The organism is Devosia sediminis (assembly GCF_016411825.1).
GTDB classification, from domain to species: domain Bacteria; phylum Pseudomonadota; class Alphaproteobacteria; order Rhizobiales; family Devosiaceae; genus Devosia; species Devosia sediminis.
Genome location: NZ_JAEKMH010000002.1, coordinates 211,342 through 233,635 on the forward strand (window position 1 = coordinate 211,342; position 22,294 = coordinate 233,635).

The 22,294-nt window shown below is 63.1% G+C and carries 20 protein-coding genes and 2 tRNA genes; 12 read left to right on the plus strand and 10 right to left on the minus strand.

The window, feature by feature from the left end; genetic code table 11:
* Positions 1-243 precede the first annotated feature (243 nt).
* A complete protein-coding gene (locus JEQ47_RS08320) occupies positions 244-1,251 on the plus strand; it encodes an SDR family oxidoreductase (RefSeq protein ID WP_198875957.1) in 1,008 nt (335 codons plus the stop codon).
* A 72-nt stretch (positions 1,252-1,323) separates the two neighbouring features.
* On the opposite strand, the gene JEQ47_RS08325 is transcribed toward JEQ47_RS08320, so the two are convergent.
* A tRNA-Thr gene (locus JEQ47_RS08325) sits at positions 1,324-1,398 on the minus strand.
* Positions 1,399-1,808: 410 nt separating this feature from the next.
* Between JEQ47_RS08325 and murA the strand changes: the two genes are divergently transcribed.
* The 10 genes from murA to JEQ47_RS08375 all read left to right on the plus strand — a co-directional run bounded on the left by murA (position 1,809) and on the right by JEQ47_RS08375 (position 9,095).
* Positions 1,809-3,101 carry a UDP-N-acetylglucosamine 1-carboxyvinyltransferase gene (murA, locus tag JEQ47_RS08330; RefSeq protein WP_198875958.1) on the plus strand — a complete coding sequence of 431 codons (1,293 nt, stop codon included), beginning with the start codon at positions 1,809-1,811 and terminating at the stop codon, positions 3,099-3,101.
* Between the two features lie 248 nt (positions 3,102-3,349).
* Positions 3,350-3,724, plus strand: coding sequence for a VOC family protein (locus JEQ47_RS08335; RefSeq protein ID WP_198875959.1), 375 nt, complete (start codon positions 3,350-3,352; stop codon positions 3,722-3,724).
* A 100-nt stretch (positions 3,725-3,824) separates the two neighbouring features.
* On the plus strand, positions 3,825-4,256 hold the full coding sequence (locus JEQ47_RS08340) for a DUF2948 family protein (protein WP_198875960.1): 432 nt from the start codon (positions 3,825-3,827) through the stop codon (positions 4,254-4,256).
* A 56-nt stretch (positions 4,257-4,312) separates the two neighbouring features.
* Positions 4,313-4,918 (plus strand): NADPH-dependent F420 reductase, encoded by a 606-nt coding sequence (locus JEQ47_RS08345; RefSeq protein WP_198875961.1) that lies wholly within the window; start codon positions 4,313-4,315, stop codon positions 4,916-4,918.
* 77 nt (positions 4,919-4,995) lie between these two features.
* Positions 4,996-6,288 (plus strand): histidinol dehydrogenase, encoded by a 1,293-nt coding sequence (gene hisD, locus JEQ47_RS08350; protein WP_198875962.1) that lies wholly within the window; start codon positions 4,996-4,998, stop codon positions 6,286-6,288.
* Between the two features lie 8 nt (positions 6,289-6,296).
* Entirely contained in the window at positions 6,297-7,238 is a 942-nt protein-coding gene (locus JEQ47_RS21045) for a UPF0262 family protein (RefSeq protein WP_198875963.1), read from the plus strand.
* 254 nt (positions 7,239-7,492) lie between these two features.
* Complete coding sequence (gene infA / locus JEQ47_RS08360) at positions 7,493-7,711, plus strand: translation initiation factor IF-1 (RefSeq protein WP_046103343.1); 219 nt, start codon at positions 7,493-7,495, stop codon at positions 7,709-7,711.
* Positions 7,712-7,823: 112 nt separating this feature from the next.
* On the plus strand, positions 7,824-8,462 hold the full coding sequence (locus tag JEQ47_RS08365) for a Maf-like protein (protein WP_198875964.1): 639 nt from the start codon (positions 7,824-7,826) through the stop codon (positions 8,460-8,462).
* The gene (gene yacG, locus JEQ47_RS08370) at positions 8,462-8,638 is read left to right on the plus strand and encodes a DNA gyrase inhibitor YacG (protein WP_198875965.1); all 177 of its coding nucleotides are present in this window, start codon (positions 8,462-8,464) and stop codon (positions 8,636-8,638) included. Before JEQ47_RS08365 ends, yacG begins: the two co-directional genes overlap by 1 nt.
* 381 nt (positions 8,639-9,019) lie before the next feature.
* Positions 9,020-9,095, plus strand: a tRNA-Phe gene (locus JEQ47_RS08375).
* Positions 9,096-9,234: 139 nt separating this feature from the next.
* On the opposite strand, the gene JEQ47_RS08380 is transcribed toward JEQ47_RS08375, so the two are convergent.
* From JEQ47_RS08380 to JEQ47_RS08400, 5 genes are all read right to left on the minus strand, one after another.
* Positions 9,235-10,320, minus strand: coding sequence for an ABC transporter ATP-binding protein (locus JEQ47_RS08380; protein ID WP_198875966.1), 1,086 nt, complete (start codon positions 10,318-10,320; stop codon positions 9,235-9,237).
* 5 nt (positions 10,321-10,325) lie between these two features.
* The gene (locus JEQ47_RS08385; protein WP_198875967.1) at positions 10,326-11,153 is read right to left on the minus strand and encodes a carbohydrate ABC transporter permease; all 828 of its coding nucleotides are present in this window, start codon (positions 11,151-11,153) and stop codon (positions 10,326-10,328) included.
* Positions 11,150-12,064 carry a carbohydrate ABC transporter permease gene (locus JEQ47_RS08390; protein ID WP_198875968.1) on the minus strand — a complete coding sequence of 305 codons (915 nt, stop codon included), beginning with the start codon at positions 12,062-12,064 and terminating at the stop codon, positions 11,150-11,152. Before JEQ47_RS08390 ends, JEQ47_RS08385 begins: the two co-directional genes overlap by 4 nt.
* A gap of 71 nt (positions 12,065-12,135) precedes the next feature.
* Complete coding sequence (locus tag JEQ47_RS08395; RefSeq protein ID WP_198875969.1) at positions 12,136-13,425, minus strand: ABC transporter substrate-binding protein; 1,290 nt, start codon at positions 13,423-13,425, stop codon at positions 12,136-12,138.
* 63 nt (positions 13,426-13,488) lie between these two features.
* Positions 13,489-15,804 carry an alpha-L-rhamnosidase gene (locus JEQ47_RS08400; RefSeq protein ID WP_198876819.1) on the minus strand — a complete coding sequence of 772 codons (2,316 nt, stop codon included), beginning with the start codon at positions 15,802-15,804 and terminating at the stop codon, positions 13,489-13,491.
* 194 nt (positions 15,805-15,998) lie between these two features.
* On the opposite strand from JEQ47_RS08400, the gene JEQ47_RS08405 reads away from it, so the two are divergent.
* Positions 15,999-17,018: a LacI family DNA-binding transcriptional regulator gene (locus JEQ47_RS08405; RefSeq protein WP_198875970.1), complete on the plus strand. Its 1,020-nt coding sequence runs from the start codon at positions 15,999-16,001 to the stop codon at positions 17,016-17,018.
* A gap of 296 nt (positions 17,019-17,314) precedes the next feature.
* Here the strand turns inward: JEQ47_RS08405 and JEQ47_RS08410 are convergent, their stop codons facing one another.
* The 4 genes from JEQ47_RS08410 to JEQ47_RS08425 form a co-directional block, all read right to left on the minus strand.
* Positions 17,315-18,820 (minus strand): DUF5060 domain-containing protein, encoded by a 1,506-nt coding sequence (locus JEQ47_RS08410; RefSeq protein WP_198875971.1) that lies wholly within the window; start codon positions 18,818-18,820, stop codon positions 17,315-17,317.
* A 329-nt stretch (positions 18,821-19,149) separates the two neighbouring features.
* Entirely contained in the window at positions 19,150-20,091 is a 942-nt protein-coding gene (locus JEQ47_RS08415) for a D-ribose ABC transporter substrate-binding protein (protein WP_198875972.1), read from the minus strand.
* A gap of 277 nt (positions 20,092-20,368) precedes the next feature.
* The gene (locus JEQ47_RS08420) at positions 20,369-21,184 is read right to left on the minus strand and encodes a DeoR/GlpR family DNA-binding transcription regulator (protein WP_198875973.1); all 816 of its coding nucleotides are present in this window, start codon (positions 21,182-21,184) and stop codon (positions 20,369-20,371) included.
* A gap of 58 nt (positions 21,185-21,242) precedes the next feature.
* Positions 21,243-22,292: an ABC transporter permease gene (locus JEQ47_RS08425; protein WP_198875974.1), complete on the minus strand. Its 1,050-nt coding sequence runs from the start codon at positions 22,290-22,292 to the stop codon at positions 21,243-21,245.
* Positions 22,293-22,294 lie beyond the last annotated feature (2 nt).

Sequence of the window (22,294 nt, forward strand, 5' to 3'; positions counted from 1 at the left end):
TAGGCATGGTCAATGGCTCGGGTCCGAAACGGTTCCGAAATTATTCAATGACTTCAATTGGTTGTGTAGGCGCATAGAGAGCCCTCCGCGACCGCGTGACGGTGCGGGGAACGAAGTGGTCCGGGTTTACGGCGTTCCGCTTGGCCGCAACGGTCGCTGGCGCAGACCGTTCCCCGCATTCTCCAGTTTGTCGGCAACCTAGCGGGCGACGAACCGTTGGCCGCTCACACAAGGAGAGCCGACATGTCCATCACGCTTGCCCCATTGGATCAGCAGACCATCGTCGTCACCGGCGCGAGTTCGGGCATTGGCCTGGCCACGGCGCGCCTGGCTGCCCAGCGCGGCGCTCGGGTCGTCCTCGCCGCCCGCGACGTCGAGGCCCTGGCCCGGATCAGCGCCGAACTCAATGCCGAAGGCGGCTCGACCATCTATGTCGGCACCGATGTCAGCGACGAGGCGCAGGTGCAGCGTCTGGTCGAGGCGACCATTGAGCGCTTCGGCGGCTTCGACACCTGGGTCAACAATGCCGGGCTCGGTCTCATCAGCACGGCCGATGCCACCAGTACTGCCGACCATCACCGCCTCTTCGAGATCAACTATTTCGGGCTCGTTTACGGCTCGCTGGCAGCGGCGCGGCATTTCCGTGAAACCGGCAAGCCCGGCGCCATCATCAATCTCGGCTCCGCCGTTTCCGACATGCCGCAGATGCTGTCCGTCGCCTATTCGGCCAGCAAGCACGCCATCAAGGGCTTTACCGATGGCCTTCGCGTGGAGCTGGGCCAGGAAGGCCTGCCGGTTTCCGTGACGCTGATCAAGCCCAGCGCCATCGACACGCGCTTCTTCGATCATGCCAAGACCAATATGGGCGGCATGGGCAAGGCGCCCGGCGCCCAATATGCCCCCGAAGTCGTCGCCGAGGCGATCCTCGTCGCCGCCGAACATCCGCGCCGCGACATTGCCGTGGGACAGACCTCGGCCCTGGGTGGCCGCCTGGGGGCGCTCGCGCCGCGCGTCATCGAAGGCGTGCAGAAGACCTGGACCTATGACCAGCTCATCGACTACGAGCACATGCCCGACGCGGAAAGCCTCTACGAAGTGCCGCGCGAGGGCAACGAACGATCCCGCTACGGCCACGGCCGCAACTTCAGCGTGACCACCGGCCTCCAGATGCATCCAGCCCTCAGCATGGGGGCCATGGTCATAGCCGGCGCAGCGCTCATCCTCGCCATCTCCGGCAGCAGGCGGCGCTAATTCAACGGCTCAGCACGGCCGTACCAAACCCGCCCATCCGAGCCGCCAAACGTTAGCTATCGGGAGGAAAACTGGTGCTGCCGGACAGGATTGAACTGTCGGCCTCTCCCTTACCAAGGGAGTGCTCTACCACTGAGCTACGGCAGCATATCGCGGGGGTGCAGTGCGGGACTGCCGCGGCGACGGGGGCTCCTTTGCCATAGTGCCTCCCTCGACGCAAGACCAAAAAAAGCCTATCAACCGCCGCGATGGAATCGACGGGCCAAAGCATGGGCAAATCGGAGCAAAACCAGTTGCGCGAGCAAAGATTGGCCGCAAAGCTGCGTGAGAACCTGAAGCGCCGCAAGGATCAGGCTCGGGCGCGTTCGGCAAGCGACGCCGCCCAACCCGACCCTGTGGTCCCCGAAACGGACGCGGACAAGAAACCGTAAACCATTTTCGGGCGATTCTGTTTCGCATCACTTTCTGAGAACGGCTGGTCTGGCCTACGTGGCAACGAAGACCTCGCCTACCTCCCCCAGGTAGCAGGCCCCAAGGGCCAGTTTTGAGGACTTCTTATGGATCGTATTCGTTTGGTCGGTGGCAACGAGCTGCGGGGCGAAATCCCCATTTCGGGCGCCAAGAACGCTGCCCTGCCGCTGATGATCGCCTCGCTCTTGAGCGCTGAGCCGCTGGTTCTGAACAATGTGCCGCGCCTTGCCGACGTCAAGCAGCTCGAGCGCATTCTCGAGAATCACGGCGTCGATATTGCCGTGCATGGCCGCCGTCGCGGCGAGGACGAAGGCGTTGGCCAGCGCATGACCTTCCATGCCGCCGACATCGTCGACACCACCGCCCCCTATGACCTCGTGTCCAAGATGCGCGCCAGCTTCTGGGTCATCGGGCCCTTGCTGGCCCGTTGCCACGAGGCCCGCGTGTCGCTGCCCGGCGGCTGCGCCATCGGCACCCGTCCGGTCGATCTCTTCCTTTACGGTCTCAAGGCCTTGGGCGCCGAAATCGACATCGATGATGGCTATGTCGTCGCCAAGGCCCCCAAGGGCGGGCTGGTGGGCACCACGATCAGCTTCCCGAAGGTCTCGGTCGGCGCCACCCACACCATCCTGATGGCCGCTACCCTGGCCCGCGGCACCACCGTGCTGGAAAATGCCGCGCAGGAACCGGAAATCACCAATGTCGCCGAATGCCTCGTGGCCATGGGCGCCAAGATTTCCGGCATCGGCACCCGCACCTTGACCATCGAGGGCGTCGAAAAGCTCCATGGCGCCACCGTCGACGTGATCCCCGATCGCATCGAAACCGGCACTTTCGCCATGGCCGCTGCCATGACCGGGGGCGATGTGCTGCTCAAGGGCGCGCGCCCCGAACACCTGCAGTCGGCGCTCGATATTCTCGCCCAGACCGGCGTCGAGCTTACGCCTGAGGCCGGCGGCCTGCGCGTGCGCCGCAATGGCAATGGCATTCGCCCGGTCGATGTGGAAACTGAGCCCTTTCCCGGTTTCCCCACCGATCTCCAGGCCCAGTTCATGGCCCTGATGACCATGAGCAACGGCGTCAGCCAGATCCGCGAGACGATCTTCGAGAACCGTTACATGCACGTCGCCGAACTCGCCCGTTTCGGCGCCGACATCGCCGTCAATGGCCAGGTCGCCACCATCACCGGCAAGCCTCAGCTGCGGGGCGCCCAGGTCATGGCGACCGACCTGCGTGCCTCGGTGTCGCTGGTGATCGCCGGCCTTGCCGCACGGGGCGAAACCGTCGTCAACCGCATCTACCACCTCGATCGCGGTTTTGAGCGGCTGGAAGACAAGCTCTCGCGCTGCGGCGCCGAGATTGAAAGGGTGGCTGGCTAGGCCCCGTGCCGAAGGCAAAATCGCGCCAGTGGCGCGATTTTAGGGGACTAAGCCCGAAGAGCTATGCTCGCAGGGCCGGTAGCCGCCTCTTTCCTCCCCCGTTTACGGGGGAGGGGGACCATGCGTAGCATGGTGGGGGGGGGTGCAACAGGCGGGAACGAGCGGAGCTCGCGCAAGCGGCTTCCCTCTCCACCGCCTGACGGCAGTCCCCCTCTCCCGCAAGCGGAAGAAGACTACCGGAGGCTCCTATGACAACTCCCCACGGCACCTTCGTCTGGAATGACCTGCTGACCACCGACGTCGAGAAGGCAAAAGCCTTCTTCGCCCGCACATTGGGCTGGACCTACGAGGATTTCTCGCTCGAAGGCCAGCCCTATTTCGTCATCAAGTCTGGTGCGGAAATGGTCGGTGGCCTCGGCGCCATCGAGCATGGCGATGTCGAAACCACTTCTTCCTATTGGATCGGCTTCATTGAAGTGGAGGGGATCGACGAGCGTTTTGCGACCGCCCTCGAGGCTGGCGCCGTCGCCATCCGCCCGCCCCACGACGTCGAAGGCATCGGCCGGGTCTGCGTCCTTCGCGATCCCACCGGGGCCGCCGTGGGCTGGATGCAGTCGGCCTGACCGTTTCTCTCACCCAACGCATTGCCCCTCTGCGCGCAAACTTGTAGATCGGAGGCGTCGTGACCAGATAGGGTCATCGCCACCCCATAGGGCCTTTCTCATGACCGATCTCAAGCTGATTGCGCTTGATACCGAAGACCTCGAAATCATCTCCGCCCATGCTCAGGATGCCATCATCCGCACCGCCGACATGGGCTATGCCAAGGGCGACAAGCGCTTTGCGCTGCTCATGAACCGCTTTGACTGGGAAAGCGACAAGCCGCGGGGCAAGGGCCTGCGCAAGCGCTCGGCGCTTTATTTCAACGGCGTCACCCATGCCGCCTTTGCCGGCTTCGATCCAGCTGCTCCCGAAGGCGTGGTCGAGCTCCTCGCCATTGTCTTCGAGCCGACCGACGCGCCCTCGGGCATCATCGAGCTGCGGCTTGCCGGCGGCGGCACGGTGCGCCTCACCGTCGAGTATATCGAAGCTCGCCTCGCCGATCTCGGCGCCGCCTGGGCCGCCGCCGCCAAGCCGTCTCACCGCCTCGACTGAGCCAACCCTTTGCCCGCTGCCGCGTTGCCCTCCTCAGATCAAACAGGAGAGATGCGATGCGGATCGGAGTTTTGGGCAGCGGCGAGGTTGGCGGCCATATTGCCAAAAAGCTGGCGGCGCTCGGCCATGAGGTCATGCTGGGTTCGCCCCATGCGAAGGACAAGGCTGACGAGTTTCCGGGCATAGCCCTCGGCACGGCGCCGGAGGCGGCGCAACACGGGGAGTGGGTGGTCAACGCCATGGAAGGCGCAACCGCCCTTCGAGTGCTGAAGGATTGTGACCTCGACGGGAAGATTCTCGTCGATATCGGCAATATCGAAAGCTCGATCGATGGGCCGCTCGAAACGCCGCTTGGCCAGCAGATCCAGGAAAACCATCCCACGGCGCGTGTGGTCAAGACCCTCAACAGCACCAGTGCCCATCTGATGGTCGATCCCGGCCAGTTGCCAGCGCGGCACACGGTCTTCGTTGCCTCCAACGACGACAAGGCAAAAAGCGAGGTCGTTTCGCTGCTCGAGGATTTCGGCTGGCAGGACATTGTCGACCTTGGCGACCTGTCCGCCTGCCGCGGCATGGAATACCTGGCCGCAGCCTGGATCCCGATCAACAAGGCACTGGGCACGACCGATTTCGCGCTCTCGCTGGTGCGCAAGGAGAGTTGAACTCGGCTGCCTCCCCCTTGCCCCATCCGCCTCCATGGGGATAGATCGCGCCACATGTTTCCACCTGTGGACGATTGATGCCCCTTAGACTCGATAGCGCCCAGCCCGATTTCGAACAGCGTTTCGTCGACCTGCTTGGCGCCAAGCGCGAATCCAGCAAGGACGTCAACGATGTTGTTGCCGGCATCATTGCCGATGTGCGAGCGCGCGGCGATGAGGCGGTGGTCGAACTGACCAACAAATTCGATCGCACCAGTTTCACCACTGCCGACATCGCTTTCACCGCTGAGGAAATCGCCGCCGCCGCGGCCGAAGTTCCCGCCCACGTGCGTGCCGCCCTCCAGACCGCGCATGACCGCATCAAGTCCCATCACGAAAAGCAGAAGCCGCAGGATCACGTTTATACCGACGCGCTTGGGGTTACCCTCGGCTCGCGCTGGACTGCTGTCGATGCTGTAGGCATTTACGTGCCGGGGGGCCTCGCCTCCTATCCGTCCTCGGTGCTGATGAATGCGGTGCCTGCCCGCGTGGCAGGTGTGTCGCGCATTGCCATGGCCGTGCCCACGCCCGATGGCGAGATCAACCCGACTGTGCTGGCCGCCGCGCAGATTGCCGGCATCACCGAGATTTACCGGATCGGCGGCGCGCAGGCCGTTGCGGCTCTGGCCTATGGCACGGCGACCATTCCCCGCGTCGACAAGGTCACGGGCCCCGGCAATGCCTATGTCGCCACGGCCAAGCGTCAGGTTTTCGGTCAGGTCGGGATCGACATGATTGCCGGCCCGTCGGAAGTGCTGGTCATTGCCGACAGTTCGGCCAACCCAGCCTGGGTGGCCGCGGACCTCATTGCCCAGGCCGAGCATGGGGCAGGGGCTCAGTCCATTCTCGTCACCACCGACCCGCGCCTTGCCGATGCGGTCGAAGCCGAAATGGATCGCCAGCTCTCGCTTCTGCCCAAGCAGGCGATAGCCCGCCAGGGCTGGAACGAGCTGGGTGCCATCATCACCGTCACCTCGCTCGACCAGGCGGCCGACCTCGCCAACCGCATTGCCTCGGAACACGTGGAAATCGCCACCGACGACCCCCAGGCGCTGGTTCCCAAAATCCGCCATGCCGGCGCGATCTTTCTCGGCCACCACACGCCCGAGGCGATCGGCGACTATGTCGGCGGGTCCAACCACGTTCTGCCCACGGCCCGGTCGGCGCGCTTCGCTTCGGGCCTCGGCGTGCTCGATTTCATGAAGCGCACCTCGATCCTGGGTTGCACCCCGTTCTCCCTTGCCGCCTTGGCTGAACCCGCCGTGACCATTGCCGGCGTCGAGGACCTCGATGGCCATGGGCGGTCCATTTCCATCCGGCTCAACCGTTGAGCATCACCATGGGCACAGAGCCGACGGCGACCGACCAGGACAGGCTGGTCACCGTCACGCTCGATCCCAATACCATCACCTCGATCAATCCCGACGAGGTGCATGAATGGCGCATCGCCATCTACGACCTGCTCGAGGACAACAGCTTCAAGCCCGCCCGCGTCAGCGCCGAAGGTCCCTATGCCCTGCACATGTCGATCATCGGCAACTACATCCTGCTCGACGTGCGCAATCCCGAGACCTTTCAGCCCATCGCCGCCCACTATCTCTCGCTCACCCCGTTTCGCCGGCTGATCCGCGACTATTTCCGCATTCGCGACGCCTATTACGAAGCCATCCGCTCGGCCCAGCCCTTCCAGATCGAAACCGTCGACATGGCGCGGCGCGGCATGCACAACGAGGCGGCCGAACTCCTGCGCACGCGGCTCGACAACAAGATCATCCTCGATCTCAATACCGCCCGGCGCCTTTTCACCCTCATCTGCGCCGTCCAGCCTTATGCCAGCCGCATCGACGAGGCGACCAGCGAACTGCCCACAGTGCTGTTCGTCTGTTCCATGAATTCGGTGCGCTCGCCCATTGCCGCTGCGCTCGCCCGTCAGGCCTTTCCCGGCCGCGTCATTGCCCGCTCGGTGGGCGTCAATGGCGGCAAGGCCGATCAGTTTGTGCACGAAGTCATGGAAGAGGTCGGCATTGATATGAGCGTGCATACGCCCCATATTCTCGATGAGCTGGTTGCCAATCATTTCGATCTCGTCATTACCCTGTCCGACGACGCCCCCGAGGCGGTGCGCCGCAAGGGGCTCGAAATGGGCGCGCTCGAAGAGTGGCAGGTCGCCGATCCCTCGCTGGTCGAAGGCAACAGGGCCCTGGTGCTCGACGCCTATCGCGACCTGCGCGACAGCCTACGCAAGCGGGTCAAGACGCGGCTCGAAACACTGGTCATTTGACCGGATACATCTGTGCCTCCCGACCATCGTCACTGACCGGCTCGACCGGGCAATCCATCCAACGGCAGGGCAGCTGGCTTGCCCTTGAACGTCACTCGAACCCTCAGGAAGTCGGCGGCTTTTGTCCCGATATCCTTCTTTGTGACACCACTCCGGCCAGGTGGTTCACAAATCCATTGATTTGCAGTAGGTAGAGGCCACTTTCCGACCCGTGGCCGGCAAGCAATGCCCCTATGGGTCCATCAGGAGACAGTATGGCGAAGGAAGAAGTGCTCGAATTTCCGGGCGTCGTCACCGAATTGCTTCCCAACGCGACATTCCGCGTGAAGCTCGAAAACGATCATGAGATCATAGCTCACACCGCTGGGCGCATGCGCAAGAACCGCATCCGCGTTCTCGCCGGCGACAAGGTGCTGTGCGAAATGACCCCCTACGACCTCACCAAGGGTCGCATCACTTACCGCTTCAAGTAGGTTTGGCGCGACCACCGCAGCTGGTCAAAACGATCCGGTGGATCGTTTTGAGCGACGAACGCCCTGAGCCAAGCGAAGGGCCGTCCTTTTTCAACGGAGCTCGATTGCTGCCATGGCCGGACGTCCCGACCTGATTCTGGCTTCCGCCTCGCCGCGCCGGCTGGCGCTGCTCAACCAGATCGGCATCGAGCCCGAGCATCTGGTGCCGGCCCATGTCGATGAGACCCCCGAAAAGGGCGAGCTGCCGCGCAAGCTGGCGCAGCGCCTGGCCGACCTCAAGGCCCTGACCGCCCAGCACAAGGCGCGGGTGGCCGGTTTCGGCACCAATTCGCTGGTGCTGGCCGCCGATACGGTCGTCGCCGTGGGCCGTCGCGTCCTGCCCAAGGCCGAGACCATGGAAGAGGCATCCGATTGCCTCCGCCTGCTCTCGGGCCGTGCACACCGCGTTTATACCGGCATGACGCTGATCACGCCCTCCGGCGCCCGCCGTCATCGGCTGGTCGAAACCCGCATCCGCTTCAAGCGCCTCTCCGCCAAGGAGATGGAAGCCTATCTCGCCAGCGCCGAATGGCGCGACAAGGCGGGCGGCTATGCCATCCAGGGCATTGCCGGCTCCTTCGTGGTCAAGCTCGTCGGCTCCTATTCGGCCGTGGTCGGTCTGCCCCTGCACGAAACCGCCCAGCTCCTCGCGGGCGAAGGCTATCCGGTGCATTTCAACTGGCTCAATCAGTCGAGCCTTTCGGGCGTCTGATGCCTGCAACGACACAAAAGAAATGCCCCATCTGCGGCAAGCCGGCCGTGGAAGAGTTCAAGCCCTTTTGCTCGAAGCGCTGCGCCGACGTGGACCTCAACCGCTGGCTCACGGGCAACTACGTCATCCCCGCCAGGGACGACGAACCCCTCCCGGACATCGACGACGAGAACTAGGCGGTGTACCTCTCTTTTCACCTCTCCCTCCGGGGGAGAGGTCGGCGCATAGCGCCGGGTGAGGGGGCCTTCGGGCCGTTCCGCAGCCCCGTGGTGACGCGGTTTGGGAAGTGAAAGCCACCAGAATTAAGTTCGAATGGCAGGATGCGCCACACCGGGCCTTCGCCTCCTTCGTCGCCTCCCCCTGGACGGGGGAGGTAGCGCCGCTCGGCCCATCAGGGCCGTAGCAGAGCTAGGTGGGGGTGGTGTCGGGCATCGACTCCATCCCGTCGGACCGCCCCACCAAAACCCTTTATCCACACCAGCTTTTTCCCGCTTGCGCGGCAAAAACCGTTCCCCTATAAGGCCCGTGGCTCGCAGCTGATGTTGCAAAAGCCCGATGCCCAGATAGCTCAGTTGGTAGAGCAGCGGATTGAAAATCCGCGTGTCGCTGGTTCGATTCCGGCTCTGGGCACCACTCCTCTTCAGACATCAAGCGATATCCTCGATAAGCCTCATCGGCTTGCCGGGTGTCCTCGTCCGTTCGCGACCCCCGACAGCAAAAAGCGGCCGGGTTGCCCCAGCCGCCGTGCATGTCGTCACCCTGATCCGATGGCTCACCCCGCCGGGTGCCGCGCCTTGCCGGTCTTGTCGAAGATGATCCCGGCATTGGCGTCGAATGCCAGCGCAAAGCTCTGGCCGATCGCAAGGCGGTGGTCGCCGTCGAGCACGGCCAGCCAGGAGCTGCCCGAGGGCAGGGCGATGTTGACGATGGTTTCGTTGCCCAGCCGCTCCACCAGCATCACCTGGCCCACAATGGAGCCCGTGCTGGCATTGCTCAGTTCATGCGGCCGGATGCCCAGCGTCACCGTATCGCCCACGCTGATGCCGCTGGCATCGGCGGGAATGGCCACCGGCGAAATGTCCTTGCCCACGATGGTCACCGTGCCGGCGTCGATCGATTGCACCGTGACATCGATGAAGTTCATTTTCGGCGAACCGATGAAGCCGGCGACAAAGAGATTGGCCGGCTTCTTGTAGAGTTCGATCGGCGAGCCCACCTGCTGCACCACGCCGGCATTGAGCACGACGATCTTGTCGGCCAGGGTCATGGCCTCGACCTGGTCATGCGTCACATAGATCATGGTGGCGCCCAGATCGTTGTGGAGCTTTGAGAGTTCCATGCGCATGTCGACGCGCAGGGCCGCATCGAGATTGCTGAGAGGTTCGTCGAAGAGGAAGACTTCCGGCTGCCGCACGATGGCCCGGCCGATGGCGACACGCTGCCTTTGTCCGCCCGAAAGCTGGCTGGGCTTGCGATCGAGCAGGTGTTCCATCTGCAGGATCCGCGCCGCGTCGCGGATCTTCTTGTCCCGCACATCCTTCGGCGTCTTGGCCAGCTTCAGCCCGAACCCGACATTGTCATAGACCGTCATATGCGGGTAGAGCGCATAGCTCTGGAACACCATGGCAATGCCGCGATCGCGCGGCTCGACATGGTTCACCACCCGGTCGCCGATCCTGAGTTCGCCCCCGGTAATGTCCTCGAGGCCAGCGATCATGCGCAGCAGGGTGGACTTGCCGCAGCCCGAGGGCCCGACAAACACCACGAACTCGCCATGCTCGATTGAGAGGTCGACGCCCTTGATGACTTCCACGCCGCCATAGTTCTTGCGCAGAGATTTCAGTTCCAGTCCGGCCATAGTGGTTACCCCTTGACGGCGCCAGCGGTCATGCCTGCCACGATCTGTCGATTGAAGAACATGAAGACGATCAGCGGCGGAATGGTGATGAGCAGAATATTGGTGAACAGCAGGTTGTAGGCGGTGTTGAACTGGCTCTGGAAATTATAGAGCGTGAGCTGCACCGTCGCGTTCTGGTTGCCCGGCAGGTAGTAGAGCGGGTTGGTGAAGTCGTTGAAGATGCCCACCGACTGGACCACGATATTGGTCACGGTCACCGGCCAGAGCAGCGGCAGGATTACCCGGAAGAACACGTCCAGCGGCCGTGCCCCGTCGATAACAGCCGCCTCGTCCAGCTCGCGCGGAATGGTGGCGATGAAGGCGCGGTAGAGGATGATCGAGAAGGGCAGGTTATAGGCCACCTGGATCAGCACCATGCCGTGCAGCGTGCCGAAGAGTTTCAACCCCTGCAGTAGCCAGATGGTCGGCACCACGGCGGGCGGGATCATGAGGCCGGCAAGGATCAGGAATTCGATGAGCCCATTGTAGCGCGTCTTGCGCCGCGCCAGGACGAAGCCGACCATGGCCGCCAGCACGATCAGCAGCGTCACGCTGGCCACGGTGATCAGGGTGGAATTGATGAAGGCGGTGACCATCATCCAGTTCCGTGTCTGCACCACCTGCACCACATTGTCCCAGAGGTGGAAGCCATTGGGCCAGGAGAAATCGCGCAACGCCGATTGCTGGCGATCCTTGAACGCCATCAGGATGATGAACAGGAACGGGATGACGAAGACCACGAAGGTCGCGGCAATGGCAGCCACGCCGCCGATGACAGAGGCCCGGGACTTCATTCGTGACCCTGCTTGCGATTGAGGAACATGGTCAGCGGCACGACCAGCACGGCGATGAGGATGAAGAGCACCACATTGCCCGCCGTGGAGAGGCCATAAAAGCCCGCCTGATACTGCTTGTAGATCACCGAGGCGACCGTGTCGGAGGCAAAGCCCGGCCCGCCCTTGGTCATTGCCCAGATAAGATCAAAGGTCCTGAGCCCGCCGATGAAGCTCAGCGTGATAACGGTCGCCGTCGCCGGCCGGCAGAGCGGCAGCGTCACGTAGAAGAAGTTCTGCAGCGGAGTTGCCCCATCAATGCGGGCGGCTTCGTAATAGTCGCGCGGGATGGCGACGAGGCCGGCAATATAGATAACCGTGGCAAGGCCCACGCCCTTCCACACATCCACCAGCGCCACCGAATAAAGCGCCAGTTTCGGGTCCACCAGCCAGCCTGGCCCCTTGATGCCGATCAGCGCCAGGCCCTGGTTGATGGCGCCGGCAGTGGGATGCATCAGCACGGTAAAGGTAATGCCGACGCCGACGGTCGAGACCAGCACCGGAAAGAAGATGACCGAGCGCAGGTAGCCCCGCGCCATGATCTGGCTGGTCAGCATGACCGCCAGCAGCATGCCGATCACCACCTTGAGGCTCGATGTCACAACGGCATAGATCACCGTGTTGACGAGGCCCTGCACGAGGAACGGCTCGCGGAAGAACTGCACGAAGTTGTCGAGCCCGATAAAGGTCGAGTCAAACAGCGTCCAGCGCGTCAGGCTGAAATAGAGCGAGGCGAAGGTCGGCGCCAGAAACAGCACCGAATAGATGATGGCCGCAGGCAGGAAGAACCAGCCCGGATAAGGCGAGCGCGAGCGCATGGGCCGGTTGGCGGCGGCTACGTCGGATACGCCGGCAATGCTGGACACAGCCATCGCCTACTCCTCGGAAAAGAGATTGGCCCGGGGTGCCGCTTGAGCATCCCGGGCCGCATCATGACAGGTGGTTACCAGCCGGCAAGGCCGAGCTGCTGGGCCTGCTTCTTGACGTCCTCGTCATAGAGCGCGGCGCCATCGGCGGCCGGACGGATGCCCGAGCCGACTTCGACCGTGATCTGCTCGAGGGCAGGGCCCTTGACCGGCGACAGGAATTCGAGCGCCGGAGCGTTCTGGCCGCCTTCCTGGAAGTAGGGCAGCATGTCGGCGAGTGCCGGCGGCACGTCGTCGGGTAGGGTGCAGCCTTCGATCATGTAGGGACCGGTGGCGCCCACGGCTTCGTTGCGGATGTCGCAGCCTTCGGGCGAGCCGATGAAGCCGACAAATGCCTTGGCGAGGTCCGGATTGGCCGTGGTCTTGGCGATATAGATCGAGTCCGGCATCCAGGTAGTGAGGCCGTTGCTCTCGGCGCTGTCACCCGGCTGGGCGAAGAAGCCTACGTCCTGGAGGTTGTCCGGCAGGGTTTCGGCGATGGCGCCGATGCCGAAGGTCAGCATCGGATAGTGCGCGCCTTCGCCGGTGGCGACCATGCGCAGGCCATCGGGATAGGTGGCAGCGCCGAAGTCGGCATTGAGATAGCCGGCTTCATAGACTTCCTGCAGCTTTTCAAAGCCGCGCAGCGCCGCCGGGGAGGTGGCGAACTTGGCTTCGTTGGCAGTGAACTTCTCGGCAAAGTCCGGCTCGGCGGCCAGGACGTTGAAGAAATCGGCCAGCACGAAGAGCTGGCTGGTCCAGGTTTCGCCATAGGTCTGGATCACGGCCGTCTTGCCGGCAGCCTTGATCTTCTCGTTGTTGGCCATGAACTCGTCCCAGGTCTTGGGAATTTCGAGGCCGAGTTCTTCATAGATCGGGCGGTTGTAGAAGATGCCGCCGCCCATGGCCGGGGCAAATGGGGTGCCATAGACTTCGCCGCCGGCCGAAACGACCGACTTGAAGCTCTCCTGGATACCGGCCTGCCAGGGTTCGTTGGTCACCGGCAAGAGGTTCTGGGTCGGGTTGATGGCCTGGAACAGCGAGCCCGAATTATAGAAGAACACGTCGGCCATGGCGCCGGTGGCGAGGCGGGTCTTGACGATGTTATCGCCTTCACCGCCGCCGGGGCGCACTTCGATGTCGATGGTCACATCGGGGTTCTGCTCGGTATAGGCGGCGACCCAGGCTTCGGCCACGGCTACCGACTGCGGGCCGTTGTCGATCAGGAATGTCAGATTGCCCGACTGCTGCGCGCTGACGGCGCTGGCCGACAGCATAAGCCCCAGCGTGCTGGCGCCCATCAGGGCAATGAGTTTGGTCTTGGTCATGGTTGGTCTTCCTCCCTGTAGAACCCGCCTGTGCGGGCTGTTGGTAGTCTTGGATACGCGCCGTTACGGCGTGTTGGTGCTCGCCGGCGACTTCTGGCGCTCGCTGCGCTTTGGCGCGGTGTAGTTGAAGGTGACGACATGCTTGCCTTCCGCGAGGGCCGCCTCGCTGCCGCTGACCGCGGCGCCGTCGAGCGTGGCGTCGCGATAGGTCGGGGCGAGTTTCAGCACGCCCTTCGAGCCGGCTGGCACCTCGATCTCGTAGCGCACCGCCTCGCCGGTGATCGTCCACGCGGCGCGGATCGTGCCGGCCGGGCTCTCATGCTCGGCTTTGACCGGCGACAGGTCGGGCAGGATCAGTGGCTCGAAGATCACCGTCTTGAACGCCGGGTCCTTCTCGTCCGGACGGAAACCGGCAACCCCTTCCAGCAGCCACTGGCACACCGCGCCATAGGCATAGTGGTTGTAGGAATTCATCTGCGGATTGTAGATCGTGCCATCGGCCTGGATCGCGTCCCAGCGCTCCCAGATGGTCGTGGCGCCCATCTTCACCTGGTAAAGCCAGCCCGGCACTTCTTCCTGGAGGAAGACTTCGCTGGCCAGACCCCACTCGCCGATCTTGATCAGTGCCGGCAACAGGGCAGGGGTGCCGATGAAGCCAGTGCCGATGCGCCCGTCGGCGCGGGCAATGGTATTCTTGAAATAGCCCTTGGCCGCTTCATATTTGTCAGCGGGGATCAGGTCATGGACGATGGCCAAGGCATAAGAGGTCTGGTCGTCATAGGCCAGGCGCCCCGACGCGGTGATGAATTCGCGCTGGAAGGCCGCCTTCACCTCTTCGGCCATATGCGCGAGGCGCTGCGCCGTCTTGGCGTCGCCGGCGATGCCTGCAATGTCGCTGACCTGCTTGGCGGCGATATGGAGATAGATGGTCGCCGCAGCATCGTCGCCGATGGTCGGCAGCGGCTTGGCGCTCGGGCCCTTGGGCTGCAGCCAGTCGCCGAACGAGAAACCGCGGGCGCCCCACGCGCGTGGCGGCGAAACGATCGGGCCGTCACTGATCGACCACACGAAGTCGACCCACTTGACCATGTTGGGCAGCACTTCCTTGAGGAAGGCGGTGTCGCCATAGTGCAGGTAAACCTGCCATGGCACCTGCCAGATGGCGTCGCCCCAGCCGGTCGAGCCATAAAAGCCGGGATAATGCTCGGGCTGCATGCGGGTCGGGTCGGGACAGACATGGGGCACGGCGCCGTCTTCGCGCTGGTCCACCATCAGGTCGCGCACCCACTTGTGGAAGAAGCCGTGCACGTCGCCGAGATAGGCAGCCGTGCCGGCAAACACCTGCGCATCGCCGGTCCAGCCCAGGCGCTCGTCGCGCTGCGGGCAGTCGGTCGGCACTTCGATGAAATTGCCGCGCTGGCTCCAGAGCGTATTGAGGAACAGCCGGTTGACCAGCTTATTGCCCGAGGTGAACGTCGCCTTCTGCTCGGTCACCGAGCTGATCGGGATCGCCTTGATGTCGTCGAACTTGGCGTCGCCTTCAATGGTCACGCGGGCATAGCGGAAGCCCTGGAAGGTGAAGTGTGGACGATAATGCTCGGTGCCATTGCCCGAGAGCGTATAGGTAATGGTCGCTTCGGCGGTGCGGTAATTGACGTTGTAGAAATTGCCGTCCTTGTCGAGCACTTCGGCATGCTCGACCTTAACCGTGGCGCCGGCCTTGCCGGTTACCGCGATGGCGACATAGCCGCCGATATTCTGCGCAAAGTCGAAAACCGTGCGGCCATCGGCATCGGTCCAGGTCTTGGCGGCGACCAGCGCTTCGAGCTCGCGCACCGGCGTCGTTTCATGGGCGACGAGCCGATCGGTGTTGAAATCGACCGCTGCCGTGCCGGCCGAAACTGTCGGCTCGATCCGCGCGTCAAAGGTTTCGCCGAAATAGATGCCAGACTTGCGGATCGGCAATTCGCCGCTTTCCCACGAGGCATCGGTGACGAGCACAGGCTCGGCATCGCCCGCCTGACCGCGCAGTTCTGCCATGGCCGCGATCTCGCTGCCCCAGACATTGTAGATCGGAAACTTGCCCCACATCATCTGCGAGCGCATCCAGCCGTCGCCCAGCCAGATTTCAATGCGGTTCTCGCCTTCTCTCAGCAGCGAGCCGACCGCATAGGTCTGATAGCTGAGGCGCGCGTCATAGGCGGTCCAGCCCGGCGTCAGCACATCCTTGCCCACGCGCTGTCCGTTGATGAAGCAGACATAGAGCCCGAGCGCGGTGATATCGAGCACTTCGCTGCCCGAAACTGTGCTGAGCGTGAAAGTCTTGACGACAAAGCTGGCCGGCGTGCCGACGCCCTGATCGGCAAGTGGGCGGACCATCTTGGCCACCCAGTTGCGCGAAGCGGTTCGCGAGCTCGATGCCAGCTCGGGCGCAGTTTCATTCAGCAAGGCGTAGTCTCCTCGAACCGCTTGAGCGGGTATTGTAAACTGTTCTACGTGTAGCGTTCTACAAAACTGCGACCTTTGCAATAGTGAAAGTGAGCGGCTATGGCGTGCTGTGGAGGAAAACGCGCATGAATGAGCCGAAAAGCAGCAAGCGCCAAGGTCGGGTCACCATTCGGGAAGTGGCCGAGGACGCCGGCGTCTCCGTCGCTGCCGTGTCCAAGGTGCTGCGCGACGCCTATGGCGTCAGCGATACGCTGCGCGACAAGGTACGTGCCTCCATGGGCAAGCTCAACTACCGCCCCCTGGCCTCGGCCCGCGGCTTGCGCGGCCGCACTTATACGCTGGGGCTGATCTTCCCCGATCTGCGCAATCCGTTTTTCGGCGACGTCTTTGCCGGCGTGAACACGGCGCTCGAACGCACCCAGTACCAGGTCATGCAGGGCATCGGCACGACGATCGGCGCCCTGGCTGAAGCCATGATCGATCGCCAGATGGACGGCATTCTGCTCGTCGGCCCCAACGAGGCGCCGGCCTATCTGAGCGAACTCGCTCTGCGCAAGCCCATCGTCGCCATCGGCCATCACGACGACCTGACGCCCATGCCCTTCGACACCGTCAACAACGATGACCAGCTCGGCGCCCGCCTCGTCGTCCGTCACCTCATCGCCAATGGTCACCGCAAGATCGCCATGCTCAGCCTCCTGCAGGAGCCGTCCACGGTCGTGCGCCAGCGCGAGCTCGGGTATCGCCTCGAAATGATGGACCAGGGTCTTGGCGCCAACATCAATGTCGGCCGCGCCACGCAGGTGGCCCGCGACGTGCAACTCAGCGTCAAGCGCATGCTCGAAAGCGCCGACCGCCCCGACGCCATCTTCTGCTGGACAGACCTCATGGCCTTCGAGGCCATCAGTGTCGTCACCGAAATGGGCCTCTCCATCCCCGACGATGTCGCCATCGTCGGCTATGACAACACCATGTATTGCGACTTCGCGCAGAACCGCCTGACCAGCGTCGATCAATCCGGCGAACTCCTCGGCCTCCAGGCCGCCCGCCTCCTAATCGAACGCATCGAAGGCCGCACCGAAGCCGAACACTTCGTCGTCACCCCCCGCATCGTCGCCCGCGCCAGCTCACGGAAGCGGGGATAGGCCCCTTCTTTTCTTCTCGCCCTCGGGGAGAAGGTGGCGCACAGCGCCGGATGAGGGGGATATCTGTGCGAACTCATGCCCATGAAAAATCCCCAGCAGCAAACCCTCCGTTCACCGTCACCACCCGGCTTGACCGGTTGGTCCATGTCCTTGCGCATTGGATTGCCCGGTCAAGCCGGGTAATGACGAAGGGTTGACGATGAATACCAAAGCCTAAGCCTGCGCCTCCCTCCCCTTGAGGGGGAGGGAATGAGGGTGGGGTGATGCAACGCACGAAGAAGCTTTGGAAGCCCCCACTACTTCTTCCGCACCCTAATCGCCAGATACGGCTTTACTGGCAGCTTCACCGCAAAAGCCGCATCCGGTTCCGTCTTGAGCACCACCGCTCCATGTCGCACCGGGTGGTTTTCCGGTGCCGGCACGCGTTCGGCCGGCGTCACTGTCATCGCCCAAGTGTCGATCACGTCCACCTGGTAGCCGCCATCGTCCTTGGGCAATCCATAGGGCCAGATTTCCGGCTGATGCTCGCCGAGATAGATGATGGTCGTATCGCCATCCCGCGCCGCCGACACACGCCCGGCAAAGCGCATGCCCGTTTCGATGGGCTCGAAGCCGTTCCGCGCATCTTCTTCCAGCAGGTCGCGCATGAAGCCGATGCGTTTCCACGCTTCACCGCGCAATTCGCCACCCTTGGCCCACCAGATGAGATCATCGGGGTGCCGGAACGTCTCGCCATGGCCGGCATAGCCACCACGCAGCGTGGTGGTCCAGAAGCGGTTGACCAGTTCCTCGGCCGAGATATTGCCCCAGGCCTCGGTGATATTGCCCTCATATTCGGGCTCGTCATTGACCACCGGCTTGCCATAAGCCGCGCGCCATTCCAGCGTCCGCTTCACGTCCCAATGCTGGATGCAGACATGGCTCACCCAGGCCTTGCGGTGATCGTAATTGGCCTTGGGGTCGCCATTGTGGATCGAGCGCAGATGCCCATAGGGGTCGTTCTCCTCGATGATGTGGAAATATCGATCCCATTGCCGCATCGGCTTGGTGTCGAGCATGAAGTCATATTCATTGGCCAGCGCCCACCACACATTGTGGTACGCCGCCAGCCGCGCCGTTGCGTAAGCGAAATAGCGATAGTCCTGTTCTTCGCTCATCCCCGAATAGCCCCAGCGGTCATAGGGATGGAGCATGATGATATCGGCCTGGATGCCGAGTTCCCCCAGCGCCGCTACCTGGCTTTCGAAATGCCGGAACGCCTCCGGGTTGGGCCGATCGAAATCGAGTTCCCCATCCGCCCCGCGCTGGTAGATATCATGCAGCGGCTCGTTGACGTTGTACGGATAGTCCTTGGGAAAGATGCCCATGCGGATCTTGTTGAATCGCGCCTTCTTGAGCGTCCCCAGCGTCTTCTGCTGCTCGCTCAGTGGCTGATGCGTCCAGGCATAACAGGTGGTTCCGAAGCTCAAGAACGGCGTGCCGTCGGCATGGGCGAAGTGGAAGCGATTGGCCACCTGCACCGGGCCATGATTGCCCGCGCGCGGCGCGGTCACCTCAACCGTGCCGGTCTGCCCGTCCAGCCCGGCAATGTTCGACCGGGTCACGAAACTCCAGGCCCCGGGATTGTCGGGCATGAAGCGGACCTTGTAGACGCCCGCGCCATCATAGAACCCCGGCACGCGCACCACGCGCCCACCCTGCCGGAACTCCGCCGCCAGCGTCACATCGACAAAGGGATTGCCCTCGCTCGGCCCCGTGAGCTCGACTTCGAACATGTCCCACTGGGCGATGGTCTTGGTCATTGATTTCCCCTGTTAGTTTGCCCATCCACGAGGTCATTCCGGCGAAGGCCAGAATCCAGATCCGTGGGCGGCCACGTACATCCAGCTTCAGGACGTGTCACGCGCATGGATTCCGGCCTCCGCCGGAATGACATCGCAATCGTCTCCTCGACGTCCGCAATCTCTGGTTCCGTCGTCACCACCGGGCTTGTCCCGGTGGTCCATCTCGCACCGCACTGGATTGCCCGGTCAAGCCGGGCAATGACGCGAGAGCTGGGTGCTAGGGTGCCCCCATAAAGACAAAAAAGGCCGGGCTTTGTAGCCCGGCCCCTGTCCGTCGGGGAGGACGGTTAGTCAGCCAGGGCGAAGGTCTCGAGGCTGCCCGCATTGCTCGCATCGATGAGCACGCAGTCCATGGAGATCTTTTCGTCTTCGCCGGTCGAACCTTCCTTGAGGTACTTGTCGGCCAGTTCCACGGCCCACTGAGCCTGGCGGTAGGCCGGCTGCAGCACGGTGGCGTGGATCTTGCCGGCATTGATGGCGTCGCGCACGTCGTTCGAACCGTCAAAGCCCACCACGATCACGTCGGTGCGGCCGGCGGCTTCCAGCGCGGCGAGCGCACCCATGGCCATGGTGTCATTGCCGGCGATCACGCCCTTGATGTCCGGATTGGCCTGGAGGATCGATTCCATCTTGGTAAAGGCTTCGGTCTGGCTCCAGTTGGCCGACTGCTGGGCAACCATCACCATGTCGGGATACTGGTCGATCACGTCATGATAGCCCGAGGAGCGGATACCGGCATTGGTGTCGGATTCCTTGCCCGTCAACTCGACATAATTGCCGGCTTCGCCCATAGCTTCCACGAAGGCCTCGGCGCCCAGCGTCGCGCCCTGATAGTTGTTGGACACGATCTGCGCCACGGCCACGCCGGTGGCATTGATCTCGCGGTCGATCAGGAAGCTCGGAATGCCCGCATCCTTGGCCTTCTGCACGGCGGCTACCGAAGCGTCGGCGCCGGCATTGTCGAGGATGATGGCCTTGGCCCCGGCAGCGATGGCCGAGTCGATCAGCTCGTTCTGCTTGTTGGCGTCGTCGTCATGCGAATAGACCTGGGTGGTGTAGCCCAGCTCTTCCGCCTTGGCCTTGGCGCCGTCGGCTTCCGCCTTGAAGAACGGATTGTCGTGGCTGGGCGTGATAATCACGATCAGGTCCTGCGCTGCGGCGGGCATGGCCATGGCAACGCCGGCCATGGCGGCCAGGGCGAGCGACGCGAGTGTATTGGTCAGTTTCATTCTTGGTCCTCCGATGACCCTCTCCCGGGTCGGTTTCGCAAACGTTGCCTTTTCGGCTACTTCGTATTTTTTGCGTTTGTTGATGGTTACAAATCAAACGAGAGAGAGTCAATGTGATCCGCAACGCTCGCGCGCAAAATCGCAAGCACTGTCACCGTGTCAGTCAGACATGCGGTGTCATCCCGGCGAAAGCCGGGATTCATCCTGAGATCTCAAGATGGGCCCCGGCCTGCGCCGGGGCGACAATGGTGGTTGAAGGGAGCGTTTCGAACGCCGCCTACCTGGCGACGATGACCTCGATCCCGCGCCGCTCGAATTCGGCCCGGTCAGAGTCGGAAATGCCCTCGTCGGTGATGAATCCGCCGATGAGGTCGATCGGCCCCAGCGAGGAGAACGAGGTCCGCCCGATCTTGGAGCTGTCGGCCACGAGATAGACCTTCGAGGCCGCCTTGATCATCGCCCGCTTCACATAGAGGTCCGCCATGGCCGGAAAGGTCAGCCCGGCCTCGAACGACACGGCAGCAGTGGCCAGGAACAGTTTTTCGGCAAAGATCCCGGTGAAGAAATCACCCGATTTCTCGCCCGTCACCGACAGGGTCGGCGCCTTGAACAGCCCGCCGGAGAGATGCACCGACATCGAGGGCAGGGCGCCCAGGGTCAGCGCGATATTGATGGCATTGGTGATGACATTGAGGTTCTGGTGCCCGACGAGCGCATTGGCGATCTCGGTCGTGGTCGATCCGGAGTCGAGAATGATCGTGTCGCCATTGCCCACCATGGCAGCGGCGGCCCGGCCGATGCGCTTCTTGGCGTCCATATTGGTCAGGTGCTGCAGCGACATCGACTGCACCTGCTGCGGCACCGATTTCAGATACGCCCCGCCATGCTCACGCACCACATAGCCGTCATTGTCGAGCCGCTCGAGATCCTGCCTGATTGTGGCTTCCGACACTGCAAAGGCCACGCTGAGGTCGCGCACCCTTGCGCTGCCTTCCTCCTGCAGCCATTCGAGGATTTTCATCCGGCGCGGCTCGGCCAGGAGGTTCTGACGCGTCGTCTCCGCCGCTGCCTTGCGACCGCGTTTTGCAGGCATGTCGCTGCTCGCCCTGGAATCGGCCAATGATCGCTCCCCGAAAGCCCTGCCGCTTGGTCTAGCCTTGGCGCGAATTGGCGGCAAGCCTCCGCTGCAACTGGTCCAGCACCACGGCCGCGATGATCACGAGCCCCTTGATCACCATCTGCCAGAATTCCGACACGCCCATCATCACGAGGCCATCGCTGAGCACGCCGATGACGAAGGCGCCGATAATCGTCCCGCCGATGAGCCCGCGCCCGCCGGAAAGCGACGTCCCGCCCAAGACGGCCGCCGCAATGGCGTTGAGCTCAAAGGTCTCGCCGCTCGCCGGGTGGCTGGCCACGAGCTGCGAGGAAACGATCAGCCCCACCACGGCGGCGCAGAACCCCGAAATCATGTAGACGGCGATCTTGATGCGATCGACGCGCACGCCCGAAAGGGCGGCGGCCCGCTCATTGCCGCCCACGGCATAGACCTTGCGGCCAAACGGCGTGCGCTGCGCCACATAGGCGGCGACCAGCGCCAAGACGATCAGGATCAGCACCGAAACCGGAATGCCCAGCACATTGCCCGAGCCGATGATCGGATAGCCCTGGTTGCCCAGCTCCTCCTTGCCCACGAGGTTGGAAAAGGTCGAGCCGCCCGACAGCAGCAAGGCCGCGCCGCGCGCCACATAGAGCGTGCCCAGCGTGGCGATGAAGGGCGCCACCCCTAATTTGGTCACCAATAGTCCGTTTATCGCCCCGATCGCCGTGCCCACCAGAAGGGCAATGCAGATCACCTCGAGCACATTGGGATAAATGATGATCCCGAGCATCGGCAGTTGCAGCCCGTGGGCCAAGAGGCCACCCGCCACCATGCCGGTCAGCCCCACGATCGAGCCCACCGAAAGGTCGATGCCCCCGGTTAGGATCACATAGGTCATGCCGATGGCGAGGATCGCGTTGATCGCCACGTGCTTGGAAATGATGATGGCATTGGCCACCGAAACGAAGTTCGGTGCCATTAGCGCAAAGAACAGCGTCACCGCGATCAGCGCGATGAAGGTGCGGAGTTTGAGGACCAGCAGCAGGGCCGATTGATTGCCATTGGCGCCGGATTTCGCAGATACGGTTGCAGCGGACATGT